14 protein-coding genes are annotated in these 17307 nt (G+C 42.7%); 11 read left to right on the forward strand and 3 right to left on the reverse strand.

Going from position 1 to position 17307, the window contains the following annotated elements; translation table 11 throughout:
- The coding region (locus tag WD019_RS19875) for a hypothetical protein (protein ID WP_425712576.1) at positions 1-196 on the reverse strand (196 nt) is incomplete at its 3' end.
- Positions 197-973: 777 nt separating this feature from the next.
- Here WD019_RS19875 and WD019_RS19880 point away from each other — a divergent pair.
- Positions 974-3601 (forward strand): endonuclease, encoded by a 2628-nt coding sequence (locus tag WD019_RS19880; RefSeq protein WP_425712577.1) that lies wholly within the window; start codon positions 974-976, stop codon positions 3599-3601.
- A 327-nt stretch (positions 3602-3928) separates the two neighbouring features.
- On the opposite strand, the gene WD019_RS19885 is transcribed toward WD019_RS19880, so the two are convergent.
- Positions 3929-5242, reverse strand: a complete 1314-nt coding sequence (locus WD019_RS19885) for an NCS2 family permease (RefSeq protein ID WP_425712578.1) — start codon at positions 5240-5242, stop codon at positions 3929-3931.
- Between the two features lie 188 nt (positions 5243-5430).
- Between WD019_RS19885 and WD019_RS19890 the strand changes: the two genes are divergently transcribed.
- On the forward strand, positions 5431-5958 hold the full coding sequence (locus WD019_RS19890; protein ID WP_026678797.1) for a YwhD family protein: 528 nt from the start codon (positions 5431-5433) through the stop codon (positions 5956-5958).
- Between the two features lie 153 nt (positions 5959-6111).
- Positions 6112-6318: a hypothetical protein gene (locus WD019_RS19895; RefSeq protein ID WP_425712579.1), complete on the forward strand. Its 207-nt coding sequence runs from the start codon at positions 6112-6114 to the stop codon at positions 6316-6318.
- Here WD019_RS19895 and WD019_RS19900 read toward each other — a convergent pair.
- Entirely contained in the window at positions 6270-8324 is a 2055-nt protein-coding gene (locus WD019_RS19900; protein ID WP_425712580.1) for a transglycosylase domain-containing protein, read from the reverse strand. The genes WD019_RS19895 and WD019_RS19900 overlap by 49 nt on opposite strands.
- A 186-nt stretch (positions 8325-8510) precedes the next feature.
- Between WD019_RS19900 and WD019_RS19905 the strand changes: the two genes are divergently transcribed.
- The 8 genes from WD019_RS19905 (at position 8511) to WD019_RS19940 (ending at position 17207) form a co-directional block, all read left to right on the forward strand.
- Positions 8511-9800: an amidohydrolase gene (locus WD019_RS19905; RefSeq protein WP_425712581.1), complete on the forward strand. Its 1290-nt coding sequence runs from the start codon at positions 8511-8513 to the stop codon at positions 9798-9800.
- A gap of 150 nt (positions 9801-9950) precedes the next feature.
- Complete coding sequence (gene speE / locus WD019_RS19910; protein ID WP_026678794.1) at positions 9951-10781, forward strand: polyamine aminopropyltransferase; 831 nt, start codon at positions 9951-9953, stop codon at positions 10779-10781.
- 57 nt (positions 10782-10838) lie between these two features.
- On the forward strand, positions 10839-11717 hold the full coding sequence (gene speB / locus WD019_RS19915; RefSeq protein ID WP_026678793.1) for an agmatinase: 879 nt from the start codon (positions 10839-10841) through the stop codon (positions 11715-11717).
- A gap of 144 nt (positions 11718-11861) precedes the next feature.
- On the forward strand, positions 11862-13232 hold the full coding sequence (locus tag WD019_RS19920) for a PAS domain S-box protein (RefSeq protein ID WP_425712582.1): 1371 nt from the start codon (positions 11862-11864) through the stop codon (positions 13230-13232).
- A 16-nt stretch (positions 13233-13248) separates the two neighbouring features.
- Positions 13249-15834: an RHS repeat domain-containing protein gene (locus tag WD019_RS19925; RefSeq protein WP_425712583.1), complete on the forward strand. Its 2586-nt coding sequence runs from the start codon at positions 13249-13251 to the stop codon at positions 15832-15834.
- A gap of 30 nt (positions 15835-15864) precedes the next feature.
- Positions 15865-16446, forward strand: coding sequence for a hypothetical protein (locus WD019_RS19930; RefSeq protein ID WP_026678792.1), 582 nt, complete (start codon positions 15865-15867; stop codon positions 16444-16446).
- A 39-nt stretch (positions 16447-16485) separates the two neighbouring features.
- Positions 16486-16689 (forward strand): RHS repeat domain-containing protein, encoded by a 204-nt coding sequence (locus WD019_RS19935; protein WP_245595270.1) that lies wholly within the window; start codon positions 16486-16488, stop codon positions 16687-16689.
- Positions 16690-16940: 251 nt separating this feature from the next.
- Positions 16941-17207, forward strand: a complete 267-nt coding sequence (locus WD019_RS19940) for a hypothetical protein (protein ID WP_026678791.1) — start codon at positions 16941-16943, stop codon at positions 17205-17207.
- The last annotated feature ends 100 nt before the right edge of the window (positions 17208-17307 follow it).

A 17307-nucleotide genomic window follows, 5' to 3' on the forward strand; every position in this document is an offset into this window, starting at 1 on the left:
TATTATTCTCATTGACTAATTTTTCCCACTCATTGAAGGATATTTCTTTGCTGATATCCCCCTCTTCAATACCTATATTATATTGTTTTTTAAGCTCTTCTGAGTTTCCATTCTCAGCTGATACGGTTAAAGATGATACTACTAGTGATGTCAAAATCGAAACAATTAATAACATTACCGACAAAATTTTTCTCATGTACTGTTTTTCCCCTTTTAGGTGTAAAAAAATAATAGAAAAATCACTATCCCTTATGAAATATATTATAGAATTCAACTGTTGGATAGTACTATCTTTTTCTAGTACCCAAACAAATGATCGTATTTTAAGTTCCTATCTAAACTAATTCATCGTTTTACGATAAAGTTACCTAAAATTATCTATTTGTTATTCGATCACGTTTAAAGGGAATAGCATTGTCAAACCCTCGTTGTTTCAGATAAAGACGAGAAGGACTTTGGGATGGGAAGGATCATTCCGGAAATACAGTTGAGAAGTAAGTGTATCGATATACGATAAAAACAGTCGACTCGCACACCTCGACTATACATTTGCCGGAGATATCAGTGTTCATATGAAATAAATGAAAAGAAAACGCCGAAGCATACCGCTTTGTTCTCTTCTTTTTACGTTATTTAATTTAGTTTTATAATACAGAAATGATGACGATAAGAATTAACAGGATTAACATACATCCTGGTTTCCCTATGAATGTCCGGTCAAACGTATCGCGTTCCTTTTCTCTCATTACAGGACCCCCTTTTAAAATAGTTATAAGTATTCAACTTCCTACAATAAAATTCCTCTACTTGGAAAAATGTTTTATAAGTCTTTGGACATGGTTCAAAAGATTCAATTCTATCAACTTGCTAAATTTCCCCAAAAAACAACAAACTGTTAATGATAGAATAATTTTTGGAATATGGCATCACGCTAATCCGGGGTCATATTACTATTTTCTTTCGGGGGTAGAACATGGGGAAACAGGGCAGGCTGTTCATTAAAATTTTTCTGCTATTTGTCTGTATAGGTGTGTTACCTTTTATTTGCGATACAAAAGGGGTACATGCGGAAGGCCCGAACGATCCGGCGCCGCAAATTACACCATCTGTTCCAAACGGGAAAAAAGTATTATTTGATAACACCCATGGGCAAACAGCCGGAGCGGCGGATTGGGTCATTGACGGCGGGTTTTCCGACTTTGCCAATGCTATTGCGAATGAAGGGTTTTTTGTAAAAGAACTTCGCAAGACAAGTCCGATTACGTATGACGATTTGAAAAACTATCAAGTGTTTGTTATTGGTGAAGCGAACATTCCGTATAAAAAATCGGAACAAGAGGCGATGCGCCAATATGTTGAAAACGGCGGAAGCATCTTTTTCATCGCCGATCATTATAATGCCGACCGCAATAAAAACCGCTGGGATGCATCGGAGGTCATGAATGGATACCGCCGCGGGGCATACTCAGATCCGGCGAAAGGAATGTCGGCTGAAGAAAAAAATTCCGCTGCCATGCAAGGTGTTGAAAGCTCGGACTGGCTAAGCAGCAACTTTGGCATCCGTTTTCGTTACAATGCCGTCGGGGATGTGAATGCGACAACAATCGTTTCGCCAAAGGACGCTTTTGGCATTACTGAAGGTGTGCAGTCTGTCGCAGTTCATGCCGGGTCAACCTTAGCCATTACCGATCCGAAAAAGGCAAAAGGCCTTGTTTATCTTCCTGCTTTGACAAAAGACGACAAATGGGCGAATAGTGTTGACCAGGGCGTTTATTTTGGTGGTGGGAAAGATGAAGGACCGTTTGCTGCCATTTCGAAAGTAGGGAAAGGAAAGGCGGCTTTTATCGGCGATTCTTCACCCGTTGAAGATGCCTCGCCGAAATACTTGCGAGAAGAAAATGGAAGCAAGAAAAAGACGTATGACGGTTTTAAAGAACAAAATGATGCCCGGTTTCTGACGAATTTGGTTAACTGGCTCGCTAAAGAAGAAAGCTATACGTCGTTTGACCAGGCAGGAATCTCATTAGATGAACCTTCGCCACAGCTTGATTTTGAAACACCGAGCCGTTCAACAGAGCCGCAGCCGGAACCATGGGCCGCTCCGGATCCCGGCTATAAATGGTACGATCCTTCCACTTTTGCTGCCGGTTCGTACGGGGCAACGAAAGAAGCAGAAGTCAAACCCGAATATTCGTTTGTTCACCAGGACGTTCTCCCAAATGCAGAAACGTTTCAAATTCGGGTTTCAGTTGACCATTTATTGCCCGGGCAAACGGTTTCTGATTTGAAAGTCGGAATTTATTTAGACGGCGGAACACAGGTTGCCCAGTTTCAAAAGCAAGACGGCACATGGCCGACTTCCTATGATTATAGCGACGCGTTTTCGATGACAGCGGACAGCTTCGGTCATGCGAAAAAAGAATGGACCGTTCGAATCAAGCCGGGAACAAAAGGAACCGCGAATCTTCGCTTAAAAATAGGGAAAACGAACATTTTGACGAAAACGGTGACGATCGATAATGTAAAAGCCGTTCCATTGCCGGAAGATCGGCCGCAGCTGCCTGAAAAAATTTCCATTGCTGACGCCAGAGGAAAAAAGGAAGGATCGATCGTAACAGTTGAGGGCATTGTTACGACAGAACCTGGCATCTTTGGCGGAAAAGGCTTTTATTTGCAAGATGGATCAGCGGGGATTTATATTTTTCAGGATAAAGACGGATTCCACCCGGGTGACGTCGTCAACATAACGGCCCCGATAGCGGTTTTTAATAATGAACGAGAATTAACGGACCCTATTGCGATGAAGAAAGTCGGAACATCAGAAGTCCCAAAAGCAAAAGTAGTGGATGAAGTAAATGAACAAAATCAAGGACAGTTCGTTCGTCTGGAGAATGTTGTGATTCAAAATTTGATGCCCCTTAATCGCGCTTTCGAGTTCGACGCGATTCGGAATGGGAAAACGACACGCGTCCGGGTCGATGAACGGACAGGTGTCACGTACAGCCAGTTTACGGAGAAGTTCCATAATGGAGATTTCGTTCATCTTTCAGGGATTTCTTCCATCTATAAAGACGTTTACCAATTGAAATTGTTCAATCTTAAAGACGTTGAATGGGCGGATACAGAAGGGCCGGTCATTCACGATTTGGACAAGTTGTCGTTCTTTTTAACCGATACATTCGAGGAAAAAGTGGCTGTAACGGATGAAGGGAGCGGGGTAGCTGAAGTCAGTCTCACATTGGACGGAAAGGCCGCTGCCAATCCGATCCACATTGACCCTCTTCAACTACTAAAAGGTGAACATACCCTTGCCGTTACGGCAGTCGATCGCGCTGGCAACAAAAGCGAAAGGACATTCACCCTTGAGGTCAAGATGGATACCGACCATCTCGATGAATTATTGGCCATTGGCTCCGATAAAGGATACATCACCCATCACGGCATCATTAACAGTCTTTCAAAGAAAATAGAAGGGATTCAAAAAGCAAAAAGTGAGGCTGAAAGAGAAGAAAGGCTTACAGCTCTTATCAATGAAATAAAGGCACAGGCAGGGAAGAAAATCGATAGCAGGTTTGCGGAATATTGGTATATGGTTAATTAAACAAAAACCGAAGCGGTAATCCCGTTTCGCAGGCTGTCGAGAAAGAAATCGACAGCCTTTCAAATGGACAAAAGCAGGCAGATAGACTTGATTTCTTCATTCGTTGAATTATGCCTTAAATCGGTTGAATTAATACTAAAATTGGTTGAATTATGATCAATTTCCGTTGAATTATGGGTTGTTTTCGTTGAATTATGATCCAAATTACGTTGAATGTTCTTTAAAATCGGCTGAATGAATTGGAGTGAGAAGTCGATTAATTTCTTCTAAATAAAAAAAGTGTGGAGAAAACTTAGGTTTCCCCACACTCTGTGAAATTGTAATCAATTAATGTGGCAAAAAGGTCAACTGATAAAAGAAAAGTACTGCAAATACGTAAACGAGGATCGGCACTTCACGCCATTTTCCGCGGACAATTTTCAAAAGCGGATAGGAAATGAAACCGAGTGCAATGCCGGTAGCGATGCTTGATGTGAGTGGCATCGTTAGAATAATTAAGAATGTCGGGAAGGCTTCATCAAAGTCTTCCCAATTGACTTTTCCAAGGGCTCCAAGCATCAGGCTGCCAACGATGATCAACGTTGGCGCCGTGATGGCAGAAAGGCCTGAAATGGCGCTTACCAATGGGCTGAAGAAAGCGGCAATCATAAATAAAATGGCAACGACAACCGAAGTCAGCCCCGAACGTCCTCCTGAAGCCACACCTGAAGATGATTCAATAAAAGCACTTGTCGGGCTTGTCCCGAAAGCCGCACCAACCGTTGTTGCTACTGAATCTGCCAGAAGCGCCTGGCGGGCACGCGGCATCACATTCCCTTTCATCAGCCCCGCTTTTTCCGCCACTCCGACCATTGTTCCGGTTGTATCAAAAATCGTCACGAGTAAAAATGAAAAAACGACGGAGTATAGACCGTAATGAACAACATCGCTGAAAGCCGTGGCTGGATTGCCAAAAATAAAGAAATGATCCGGCAATTTTGGCACTGCGACAAATCCTTTAAATTTCAACTGACCTGTAAAATAAGCGATAATTCCCGTTACAATCATCCCGAAAAACAAAGCGCCGTTTACATTTAACGCCATGAAAATAAGTGTAGCGGCAAGCCCCGCCAATGCGAGCAATACAGACGGCGAATGGAGATCACCCAGGCCAACGAGGGTCGCTTTATTGGCAGTGATGATGCCGGTTTGGCGCATCCCGATAAAAGCAATAAACAGGCCGATTCCGGCAGTGATTCCATGTTTTAAATTGGCCGGGATCGATTCAATTAATTTTTTCCGAAATGGCGTTAAAGACAAAATCAGAAAGATAATCCCGGCTACAAAAACTGCGCCAAAAGCCGTCTGGTAGGAGATGTGCGTATGTCCCCCGCTGACGATGGACGCAAAATAGGCGTTTAATCCCATCCCTGGCGCAATGGCGATCGGATAGTTGGCAAATAGCGCCATCCAGAGTGTCCCAATGACAGTAGAAATAATGGTTGCCATGAAGACGGTGTCAAAAGGAACGCCGGCAGAATGGAGAATAATTGGATTGACGACGACAATATAGACCATTGTCAAAAACGTTGTCGTTCCGGCTAACGTTTCCGTTTTAACGTTTGTTCCTAATTCTTTTAAATTAAAAAAGGAAGATAACATGAGAAGCCTCCTCAAATAACGAACATTAAATTAACACGATTACTATATTATTCGTTTTTAGTTTGGTTTGCAATAGGTTTCTATGAATAGAATTCGTTTTTAGCAGGCAAATCATGTATAAGTCTTGAAAGGGCCGAATTGTGATAAAATAAATGTAGTCGAATATAGCGTTTCGGGAGGACATAAAGATGAAAGATCTATTTAATTCGGATAATAACAATAAGAAAAAGGGAATGGGCTTTACGATTATTAGCGGTGACTCAACGAGCGGCCACGGCGGGTTTGGCGTTGGCGCATTAAGCCTTGACCATGTGACGCCTGTCATCGTTGATCCAGAAGACAACACTGCCTATGTTGACATGGGCGCGATGCATGCGAGGAGCGATGTTGAAAAACGGATTAAATTCACGCCCAATCGTGAAGATACACCAAACCCGAGATTATACTGGCTCGTTTGGGTGACGATTAACCGCAATGCGGAAGGTCCGTATTATTACGGCGTCACGGCATGCGAGATGCAAATTGATAAAGAAGCCCGCCGCGGTTACAAAAGCTTGCCGGAACATGTTAACCGCATGGATAAGTCGATCAAGGGCCATGTGATCGTCGACGATATGGATGAAAAATCAAGAAAGCTATTAGGGAATTTCCTGAAGTCACACAGTGAAGAAATGTTCAATCGCTCAAGTGATGAAGTGAAGAAATTGGTAGATTAACTGGAAAAGTTATGAACCTTTTTTGAACATTTTCTAAAAACTCTGTCACAAATAATGAGAATGAAGTAAACTCCAGTATATAGCATTGTACACACAATGTTACTAGGACAATAAAATGCCCGGAGGAGACCGACTCCTCCGGGCATTTTATTTTTGGACGGAATTACTGCACCAATTGGCGGAATTACTGCACCAATTGGCGGAATGATTACTCAATTCGGCGGAATTCTTTCACAGTTTGGCGGAATGATCGCCAAAATCGGCGGAATTCATCCCCGAAATGGCGGAATTAAGCAAAATCACTGTTTTCGTCACCACGAAAATAGCTTCCGGAACCAGCTTTTTTCTTTTTTCTTATGATGCTGGCTCTTTTTATGTCCCCCGTGTTCGTTGCAATAGTCTTTCGGCTCCGTTCCCTTCACATAATACGTCAAGCGTTTGACAGGACAATTTTTCGTGGCGCGTTTTCCGTTGGCGGGATCGACTTTAACGGCTACGACGCCTTTTGGTTTTTTAAAAGAAAGAACGGGTTGATCTTCTAACGCATGTTCCATAAATTTGACCCAAATTTTCTTCGAATAGCTTGAATCGTGGACGGGATCAAGTATACGGCCCTGATCATAGCCGACCCAGACGCCCGTTGTTAACTGCGGCGTAAAACCAATCATCCAGCTGTCATTTGGCGTCGATCCCGATTTCCCCGCTGCCGGCCGGGTTAAATATTTGCTGATGCTAGCACCCGTTACTTTCGTATAATCGTTCAGCCGCTCATCGAACGTTCCAGTAAGAAGCCCGGTCATGACAAACGCTTTTCTTCGATCAAGCACTTGCTTTCCTTTCTTTTCATTTTCATAGATCACTTTTCCGGAATGATCGGTAATTTTCGTAATGAATACCGGATCGAAGCGTTTTCCGCCATTTGCGAATAAATTATAGGCATTGGTCATTTCAAGCACGCTCGTTCCTTTAGAGCCGAGAGCCAACGACGGAATTGGAGCGAGCGGGCTTTTGATTCCAAATTTATGGGCGGTTTTTACAAGTTTTTTCGGACCTAAAAAAAGGTTCGTCTTTACCGCATAGATGTTATCCGATAACGCTAAAGCCTGTGCTAATGTAATAAAATCATAGGCGTAGCGGTTGTTGAAATTGTGCGGTTCATATTCCTGGCTTCCTGTTCCCATCGCGAATGTCGTTGGCTCACTGCGGATCGACGTCGAAGGGGTGTAGCCGTTTTCCAATGCACTATAATAAAGGAAAGGCTTAAACGTCGATCCCGGAGCGCGAGTTGCCTGTGTCGCGCGGTTAAACGGGCTTTCTTCATAATCTTTTCCACCGACAAGGGCTTTTACTTGCCCGTTCCTCGGATCCATGGCGACAAGAGCGGCTTGAATGTCAGCGTTCTTTCGGAGTTCTTCATCTACTTCCTGTTCCGCTTTTTCCTGCATGTTTACATCAAGCGTTGTATAAATGTGAAGACCGCCAAAATCAATTAATTTCGGATCAAGATTTAATTTTGATTTTAAAATGCGCATCACTTCATCTTGAAAATATGGCGCGATCTTCGGCGGGGCTATTGCCTGCTGCTCATGAAAATGAAGCTTAGCGTGGCGGGCCGAAACTGCATCAAGCTTTGAGATGATTCCTCTTTTTTGCATCGCCTTTAAAATCGTCGCTTGCCTTTGTTGAGCCCGCTCGAGATGCGAAAAAGGAGAATAATATTCCGGACCTTTCGGAATGCCGGCAATCATCGCGGCTTCTGGCAATGTTAAGTCTTTCGCTTCTTTTCCGAAATAGTATTCAGCAGCCGATTGAATGCCGTATGCCCCGTGTCCGTAGTAGATCGTATTTAAATAGCCTTCAAGAATCTCTTTTTTTGAATAATTCATTTCCAGACGGAGCGTATAAAACGCCTCCATAAGTTTTCTCGTCCACGTTTTATCATGGGTCAAAAAAAGATTGCGGGCGTACTGCTGGGTAATTGTGCTTGCCCCCTGCACCTTGCCCCCCGCTTTAATGTCGGCAAGGATGGCTCCGGCAATCCGTTTGAAATCAAACCCATGATGGCTGTAAAAGTTGTTGTCTTCGATTGCGACGGTAGCATTGACAAGCGCGGGACTGATTTTATTTAAAGGCACCCAATAACGGTTTTGCCCCGATGGTTTCACTTCGCCGATCACCGAGCCATCATTCGCATGGATGATCGTCGTTTGCGGCACGAGAATGGGAGGAGGTCCCATCATTCTTGCAGCAAGTAAAAGGCCGAGAAAACTTGCGAACATGAAGCCGCCTGCCACAAGAGCCAGTTTAGCGAAAAACGCTCTTTTCCCTTTTTTAAAAACCCGCTTCCGATGTTGACCCTTTTCCAACGAAATGTGCCTCCCTTTTCGTGATTGATTCTCTTTCGATGCACGGGTGATGCAGTACATGTGCATTCTTATCTGTTAGTATTGCAAAGAACCCGGCCGCTTAAACATGCGGGCAATCGCCGGTTAAACAGGGAAGAGTTAAAGAATGATATACTAGTACTAGCAATCAATTGGAGGTTATCGATCATGTTGATTAAAAATATTCGTTATCTTGTCTTAGAGGAGGGAAATTGGGCCGCCAACCAGGGCGATATATTCATTAAGGACGGGAAATTCCATGAAATCGGCAATGTGAAGCATGCAGAGAATGAGAATGAGATCATCGATGGGAAAGGGATGCTTGCCATACCAGGGCTTGTCAACGGGCACCAGCATACGCCGATGTCGCTCTTACGCTGTTATTGTGATGATTTACCGTTAATGGATTGGCTAAACAAAAAGATGCAACCGGCGGAAATGAAAATGACGGATGAAGACCGCTATTGGGGAGCGATGCTGTCTATTGCTGAAATGATCAAATCGGGAACAACGACATACGCGGACATGTATATCGGCATGGACACGATTGGACGGGCGGTAGAGGAAAGCGGAATCCGCGCGTCTCTTGCAAGGGGGTTGATCGCGATGGACTCCGACTATGAAGGGCGGCTGAAGGAAGCGGCGGACGTCGTTGACAAATGGCACGGAAAAGCAAATGGGCGGATTACGGCGATGATCGCTCCGCATTCGCCGTATTTGTGTCCGCCGGAGTTCTTGAAAGACGTGGTCCAATTGGCGAAAGAAAAAGAAAAGCCGCTGCATACCCACCTTGCGGAAACGATGGATGAAACCGCCATTATCGAGGAGCGCTACGGAATGAGCCCGACGGCGTATTTGGAAAGTGCCGGGATGTTTGACGGCACCCACGTATTGCTGGCCCACGGCGTTCATTTCAGTAAAGAAGATGTGGCTATTTTAAAACAGATAAAAGGCGGCATCATTCATAACCCGGTCAGCAATGCGAAGCTCGGCTGCGGCATAAGTGAGGTTACCGGTTTAATGAAAGAAGGAATGGCAATCGGCCTCGGCACAGACGGAGCCGGCAGCGCAAGCACGCTGGACCTTTTTATAGAAATGAAGGCGGCGACATGGATGCAAAAGCTGCTCTATAAGGATGCCTCTGCCTTATCAGCCGGTGAAGTGCTAAAAATGGCAACTATCAATGGGGCCGAAGTGCTCGCGCTCGGAGATGAAATCGGGTCAATCGAAATCGGGAAAAAAGCCGACCTCACGCTCATCGATATGGGCAAGATCCATTTAACGCCTGCGCATGATGATGTTTCGCTCCTTGTTTATTCAGCGACAGGGCAAGATGTCGATACGGTCATTATTGATGGGAAAGTTGTCATGCGGGGCAGGGAGCTGCTTTCGATCGATGAAGAAAAAGTCATTTTTGAAGCGAAGGCGAGAACGGAAGCCTTAATAAAAAGAGTATAAAAATGCAAGTAGATTATGAAAAAGGTAAATGCTATAATCGTTATGTTTGATTAAAAAACAACGATGCTTGGCATTTCGAATAATGAAAAGCGGCAAAGAAGCACGCTACGTTTTGGCTGGCCGCGATCAAGAAAAAAAGGAGTGATGAACGTGGAATTATGGTTCACGGAAAAGCAGACGAAAAACTTTGGAATTACAGCGAAGATCAAACGTACATACGTGACGGAGCAAACGGAATTCCAAAAGCTTGATATGGTAGAAACAGAAGAGTTTGGGAACATGCTTGTTTTGGACGGTATGGTCATGACGACGCAAAAAGATGAGTTCGTCTATCATGAAATGGTGGCGCACATCCCATTGTTTACCCACCCAAATCCGAAGCAAGTGCTTGTCGTCGGCGGCGGTGACGGCGGGGTTATTCGCGAAGTGTTGAAACACCCATCCGTTGAAAAAGCGACATTGGTTGAAATCGATGGAAAAGTCATCGAATACTCGAAGCAATATTTGCCTGAAATTGCCGGCGAACTTGACAACCCGCGCGTTGAAGTTAAAGTGGACGACGGCTTTATGCATATTGCAACAAGTGAGAACAAGTATGATGTGATTATGGTTGATTCCACTGAGCCGGTTGGTCCTGCGGTCAAGCTGTTTGAAAAAGGATTTTACGAAGGCATTTCCAAAGCGCTGAAAGAAGATGGTGTATTTGTCGCGCAAACCGACAACCCATGGTTCACTCCGGATTTGATTTCGAAAGTATTTTCCGATGTAAGCGAGATTTTCCCGATCACCCGTCTGTACACGGCCAATATCCCGACCTATCCGAGCGGCCTGTGGACATTTACGATCGGCTCGAAAAAGCATGATCCGCTTGAAGTAAGCGACGAGCGGTTCCATGACATTGAAACGAAATATTGGACGAAAGAGCTGCACAAAGCGGCATTTGTCCTTCCAAAGTTTGTTCAAGATTTAATTAAAAAATAATAGCGAAGGCGGCTTACGGGGCACCCGGGCCGCCATTTTCTGAAAGGAGACTGTTTGATGCGATTTGAAGAAGCCTACTCCGGTAACGTGTTTATTTTAAGCAAGCCTGACTTTGAAACGAGTGATGCAGTCATTTACGGGATGCCGATGGATTGGACTGTTTCCTTCCGCCCGGGTTCGCGTTTTGGCCCTGCCCGCATTCGCGAAGCGTCGTTAGGTCTGGAAGAATACAGCCCATATGCGGACAAGCATTTAGAAGAAGTGAATTATTTTGATGCGGGGGATATTCCACTTCCATTTGGCAACCCTGAGCGCAGTTTGAACCTCATTGAAGAATATGTGGGGAAATTGCTCGATGCCGGCAAATTCCCGCTAGGCCTTGGCGGCGAGCATCTTGTTTCCTGGCCAATTTTTAAAGCGATGAAAAAGAAATACGACGATTATGCGATCATTCATATTGATGCTCACGCCGACCTTCGCGAACAATACGAGGGAGAGGCGCTTTCCCATTCAACACCGATTCGGAAAGCATGCGAGTTAATTGGACCTGAAAATGTGTATTCATTCGGTATTCGCTCAGGGATGCGCGAAGAATTCCAATTTGCAAAGGAATCAGGTATGCATCTTTATAAGTTTGACGTAGCCGAACCGTTGAAAAAAGTGTTGCCGACGCTTGCAGGGAGAAACGTCTATGTGACGATCGACATCGATGTTCTCGATCCGGCCCATGCACCGGGAACGGGTACGGCGGAAGCTGGCGGAATTACATCGAAAGAATTGCTGGAAGCGATAATGCTTATTTCTGAGTCTGACGTCAAGGTCATCGGCGCGGATCTTGTTGAAGTGGCTCCTGTATATGATCCGTCCGAACAAACCCCGATTGCGGCAAGCAAGTTCGTTCGTGAAATGCTCCTCGGTTGGGTCAATAAAAAATAACAGTTGGACAATGAAATAGATGAAAGGAAAAGACTAAAATTTTTGATTTTAGTCTTTTTTTGTCGAATAATGTTACAAAACTGTGTCGGAATTTGATATAGTTAACGTGTAGAAATTTTCAACATTTCGGAGGGAGTTGTGAAAATGAGTCTAATGGAAAAAGCAGATGTATTCGATGTAAGCTTTATCCATCACCTTTCCGATGCAGTTATTTTTCTTTCCCATCATCAAAACATCTACTCGTTCAATCCCGCCGCCGAAATGTTATCCGGATATTTGGCAAAAGAGATGGAAGGACAATCGATTACCTCCATCTTGCCTGATTTAGTGATTGAGGATGAAAGACAAATCGAAACGAAAGAGTGGTTACATACGAAAGATGGCCGAATGGTTCCGGTCATTGTGACAATTCAATCCATTCGCCATCAGCCAGAATCGCTGTATTGTCTGATCGTGAAAACGGCTTCGAGTGGTTCTGTAAGGAAAGAAGAAGAGCAAAACTATCAATTTTTATTTGAATATAGCCCGAATACGGTCTTTGCGATTAGCCTTGATGGGAAGATTAAAGATGTAAATAAGTCTGCCGAAGAATATACGGGTTATTCCAGAGATATGCTCATTCACCAGTCATTTGAAATGTTGTTTGATGAGCAAGAATCAAAAAGGGCAGCGAGCGAGCTAAAAAAAGTCACGAACGGAAAATTGCGGAATTGGGAAACGTACATTTACGATAAAGATGGAAAACGAAAAGAAATTGGCATGACCGCCATTCCTGTTATTATGGATCAAAGAGTATATGGCGTTTATGCCATCGCCTGTGATATGACGGAAGTCAAATCGACGGAGGAAATGCTGAAGAAATCCGACACCTTATCGATTGTCGGCCAGCTTGCCGCTTCCGTCGTTCATGAAATCCGCAATCCTTTAACGGCATTAAAAGGATTTATTCAGCTGTTGCAAACGAGAGAAACCGTAAATGCGCAAAAGTATTATCAAATTATGTTCGATGAGCTGAACCGGATTGAGAAAATCGTCACAGAGCTTTTAATTCTGGCTAAACCACAAGTAAAAGATTATGAGAAAAAAAGCATTGAGGACCTGTTAGATTATGTTGTTGCCTTGTTGAAGAGGGAAGCAGAAAATCACAATAGTGAAATAGAATTTCAATCTACAGGTGAGATGCCGCTTGTCGAATGTGATGAGGATGGGTTGAAACAAGTGTTTATTAACGTGGTGAAAAATGCGCTCGAGTCGATGGAAAAAGGCGGGGTCGTCCGCGTATCATGTTCATCCGATGATAAGGACGTCATGATCGCCATTGAAGATGAAGGCTGCGGAATTCCCGAAGAAGATATCAAAAAAATTGGAAAGCCCTTTTATACGACAAAGGATAAAGGAACAGGCCTTGGTCTTATGATCAGCCAACAAATCATTAAAAAACATAAAGGAACGTTCCAAATTAAAAGCAAAAAAGGAAAAGGAACGACCGTCCAAATCACCTTGCCAGTCGCCTGACGCACTTCAACATGAAGTGCGTTTTTTAGTTAGAACAAGCAAAGTTGAAAGGCTCCACCTCGTCATCAATCCGGGGGATCTTCTGAGTAATACTACATCGATTACGTTAAAAGCATATGTAAAAACGGGAAGCGGGGATTACTATTTCGATGGCCTACAGCTTGAGGAAGAATATTATGGCGCTTATAATTTAATCGACAATGGCAATTTTGAAGTAACAGATAGTAACGGAGTACCAGATGGATGGTATTTGCCGGGAACATTGACCTCTTCTGACGGAATAGATTCCACGACGGCTTATGCAGGGAAAAAGTCATTCAAATTAACCGGCAAGCGTGGAGTAGATAAGTTTGTCCGCCAGGAACTGCCGATCAATGGAAAAGCCGGACAAGAAATCACTGTTTCCGGGTTTTCCAAAGTGGATTCTCCAACCGCTTCAGGCCAGTATCAAATGAATGTGGCTATTAACCATACGGACGGCACGACACAGTGGGTGAATGGGGATTTTGACAAAAGCAAGTCCCATGATTGGCAGCATGTGTCATTACGTTTTGCTGCGACAAAAGATTTTAAATCATTAACGGTTTATTACCAGTTTAAAGATCAAACTGGAACTGCATGGTTTGATGCAGCCAAAGCCCAAATCGGGTCCATTCGGACCAAATCAACATATGATTCCAAAGGGAACTATGTCATTAATAGTACCGATCCAAACGGCAACAACGTCTGGAAGTCGTATGATGATGTTGGAAATGTAACCGGAGAAACCGTTGGTGGCGATACCCGGAAATACGAATACGATGCCAACGATAAATTGACAAAAGTCATCGATGAAAACGGAAAAACAACAGTTTATGAGTACGATAAAGCAGGAAACCATACCGCTACGATCAATGCGAAAGGTCAAAAAACAACATCAACGTATGATGAACGAAACAACCAGACATCATTGACGGATGCACTGGGACGCAAGATTACGTACGATTATGATCTTGTGGGGAATGAAGTAAAAACCACTTCTCCAAATGGCAGCATTGTAGAGAATACGTATAACAATGCTGATCGAAAAACGGCAGTTTCGCATAATGGTTCGAAGCGCTATGAGTTTACGTATGATGCCAATGGAAATGTATTAAGTGAAAAGGATCTCCTGACAGGGGTCACGACGAATTATGTTTACGATGCGGATGACAAAGTAAAGGAAAAGTCCGATTCAACCGGAAAGAAAAACACATACACATATGACAAGAACGGCAACGTTGTCAAGAGCACTTTTGCATCAGGCACGACAACGATTACAGTCGACCGCAAAGTAGATAAAAATGACCAGGTGACAAGCATTACGAGCGGGAATACGGCGGCTTCGTTCACTTATACGGAAAATGATCTATTGGCTGGTTTGAAAAATAAGAATGGAACTTTCACACTATATGATTACGATGGAGCTGGTCAGCCACTTCGTTTTTTGACAACGAATTCAAGTGGTGCATTCATTGAATCATTCGATTATACGTACGATGCGAAAGGCAATCGATTAACGGAAGAAACAAAGGATGGAACCGCTAAATTTACGTATGATAAAAGTGAACAGCTTATTAAAGAAGTCCGTCCAAACGGAGACACTTATGAATATACGTACGATGAAGTAGGCAACCGTCTATCGAAAAAAGTAACAAAAGGCTCGACCGTTATAACGGATGAATATACGTATGATGCAGCCAATCAGCTAACCGCCATCAACGGAAAATCAGTTACCCATGATAAAAACGGAAACTTGACGAATGACGGCAAACGAACGTACGTTTATGATGCTGAAGACCGCCTGATTGAAGTGAAAGAAGGAAGCACCTCTGTTGCGAAGTACCAATACAACTCGCAAGGGCTTCGTGTCAGCAAAACAACAGGTTCCACAACGATCAACTACACCTATGACGAAAACAATAATGTAGTCTTAGAAACCGATCAAAGCGGAAATGTCATCGCCTCCTATGTGTATGATGACGGAAACCGTCCATTAACAATGACAAAAGGCGGAAAAACGTACACCTTCCACGGAAATGCACGTGGTGATGTCACTTCCGTAACAGATGAACAAGGGGCTGTTGTTGCTTCGTTTGAATACGATTCCTGGGGTAATATCCTTAAAGAGTCCGGCTCATTTGCATCTCAAGTTCCATTCCGTTATGCGGGATACCGTTATGACCCGGAAACAAAATTTTATTATTTGCAACAACGTTACTACAACCCGGAGATTGGAAGATTTTTAACTCTAGATCCTGATCTAGGCGATAAAGAAAATCCGATTACTCAAAATGGATATACTTATGCGGATAATAATCCAGTATTAAAAGTCGATCCTAATGGTGAATTTGCATGGGCAGCAGGTGCATTTTTCGTACCAGGAATCGGTTGGGTAATTGGAGCTGGAGTATTAGCAGGAACTGCTGTCGGAGCTGGAGTTTATTACTTTAAGGAACATACCAAAAATAAACGAAAAAGCAATTGGAACAAGCATACGAAACCTAGACCAGGCCGGCATAGTGAAAAAAAGAGGCAAAAGAAAAATTGGAAATCAAGAAGTAATAAGAAAAAACGGAAGTAATAGAAAGAAATATAGAATGGAGTGTGTATAATGGACCAGGCAACCCATTTTATTTCGATTTTTGAACGTTCAATTAAAAAGAAGGAAGTGCTTTCTACTTATTTAAATCAATTTGACCCAGAAAAGTGTTCAGTCGGATTCATAGAATCTATTTCCTCAGAACAGTTTATTATGAAACATGTAACACCAGAAGGGATGAGTGATGGTTATATAGTTAGAAAGCTAGAAGATGTATTTAGAATTGATTCCAACGGAGAGTATGAAAAAAGAATTAAATTATTATATACTCTTCAAAATCAAAAACACGAAGATTTTACTGATAAAAATACAATATCCGGGAATACCAATTTGTTCAAGGAGTCCCTCATGATTGCAAAGAAAAAAGATTTAATTGTATCGGTATGTATAGATGAGACTGAAACTCAAGATGACATTATTGGATTTGTTAAAGATGTTAATTCCGAAGAAGTAACAATTTCGCGGATTTCTTTTGAAGGATTTTCGGATGGGGAATCAACTTTTTACTTGGAGGATATTAACAAGCTAAACTGTGATACTAGTGATGAAAAAATTATAAAGTTGTTATATAATCACAGAAAATCAAACAAATAATTAAAAAACTTTTTCCTGGTTGGCTCTCAAAGTGAAATTTTGAGAGCCAACCTTATTGATTATTTTCGGTGTATATTCTGTTGTTCATTAATAAACCAAATTTTTATTTATTACAATCCAGGGGTAGGAAGATTTTTAACCCTCGATCCAGAACTAGGAGAAAAGGAAAATCCGATTACCCAAAATGGCTATACTTATGCAGATAATAATCCTGTCATGATGGTTGCTCCTGATGGTGAGTGAGCCTGGTTAGCAATTAATGTATAGGTATCGCTGTGTATAGTAAATTGGCCGACAAAACGAAGTGGTTGGAAATTTGCCACATATGCATATGCGACCGGTGGAGCATAAATAGGCGGTGCTGACTTTAAAGGGGCACGAATTCTTTATTGGGATATGTAAATCAGATGTCCGTATATTTCAAAACCTATGAAAAAAGCATTTAAGTTTTTTGACTTGAACAGCTCATTTTTTTATTTTTAGGAGGATTTCAAATGGACTGCAAAATTTCCACTGAAGAGTTTTTAAGTTTAATCAATAGAGGTAGCGAAATAAACTTTGAATTTAATGACCAAGAGTATTGGATAAGCCAAAGCAAAGAAAACAATTTGAAAATTATTATTTTAACAAATGTGAATCATCAAGAAGATCCAAATGAGCAAGTTTTTCGAAGTATTGATGAATTCATTAAAAATGCGAATTTAGGTAGTTTCAAATTAATCGACGTTGTTGAGAAATTTAAGATTGAAGTAATTCTTTAGTGTCTGGCCAGTTTTAAGCAGCGTACACCCAGCAATCATTCGATTTATACATACGATGCTAAGATTCAAAATGGACTCTCGCCACAATTAAAGAAAAAAT

Source organism: Fictibacillus sp. Mic-4 (assembly GCF_049843615.1).
Lineage (GTDB): Bacteria > Bacillota > Bacilli > Bacillales > Fictibacillaceae > Fictibacillus_A > Fictibacillus_A gelatini.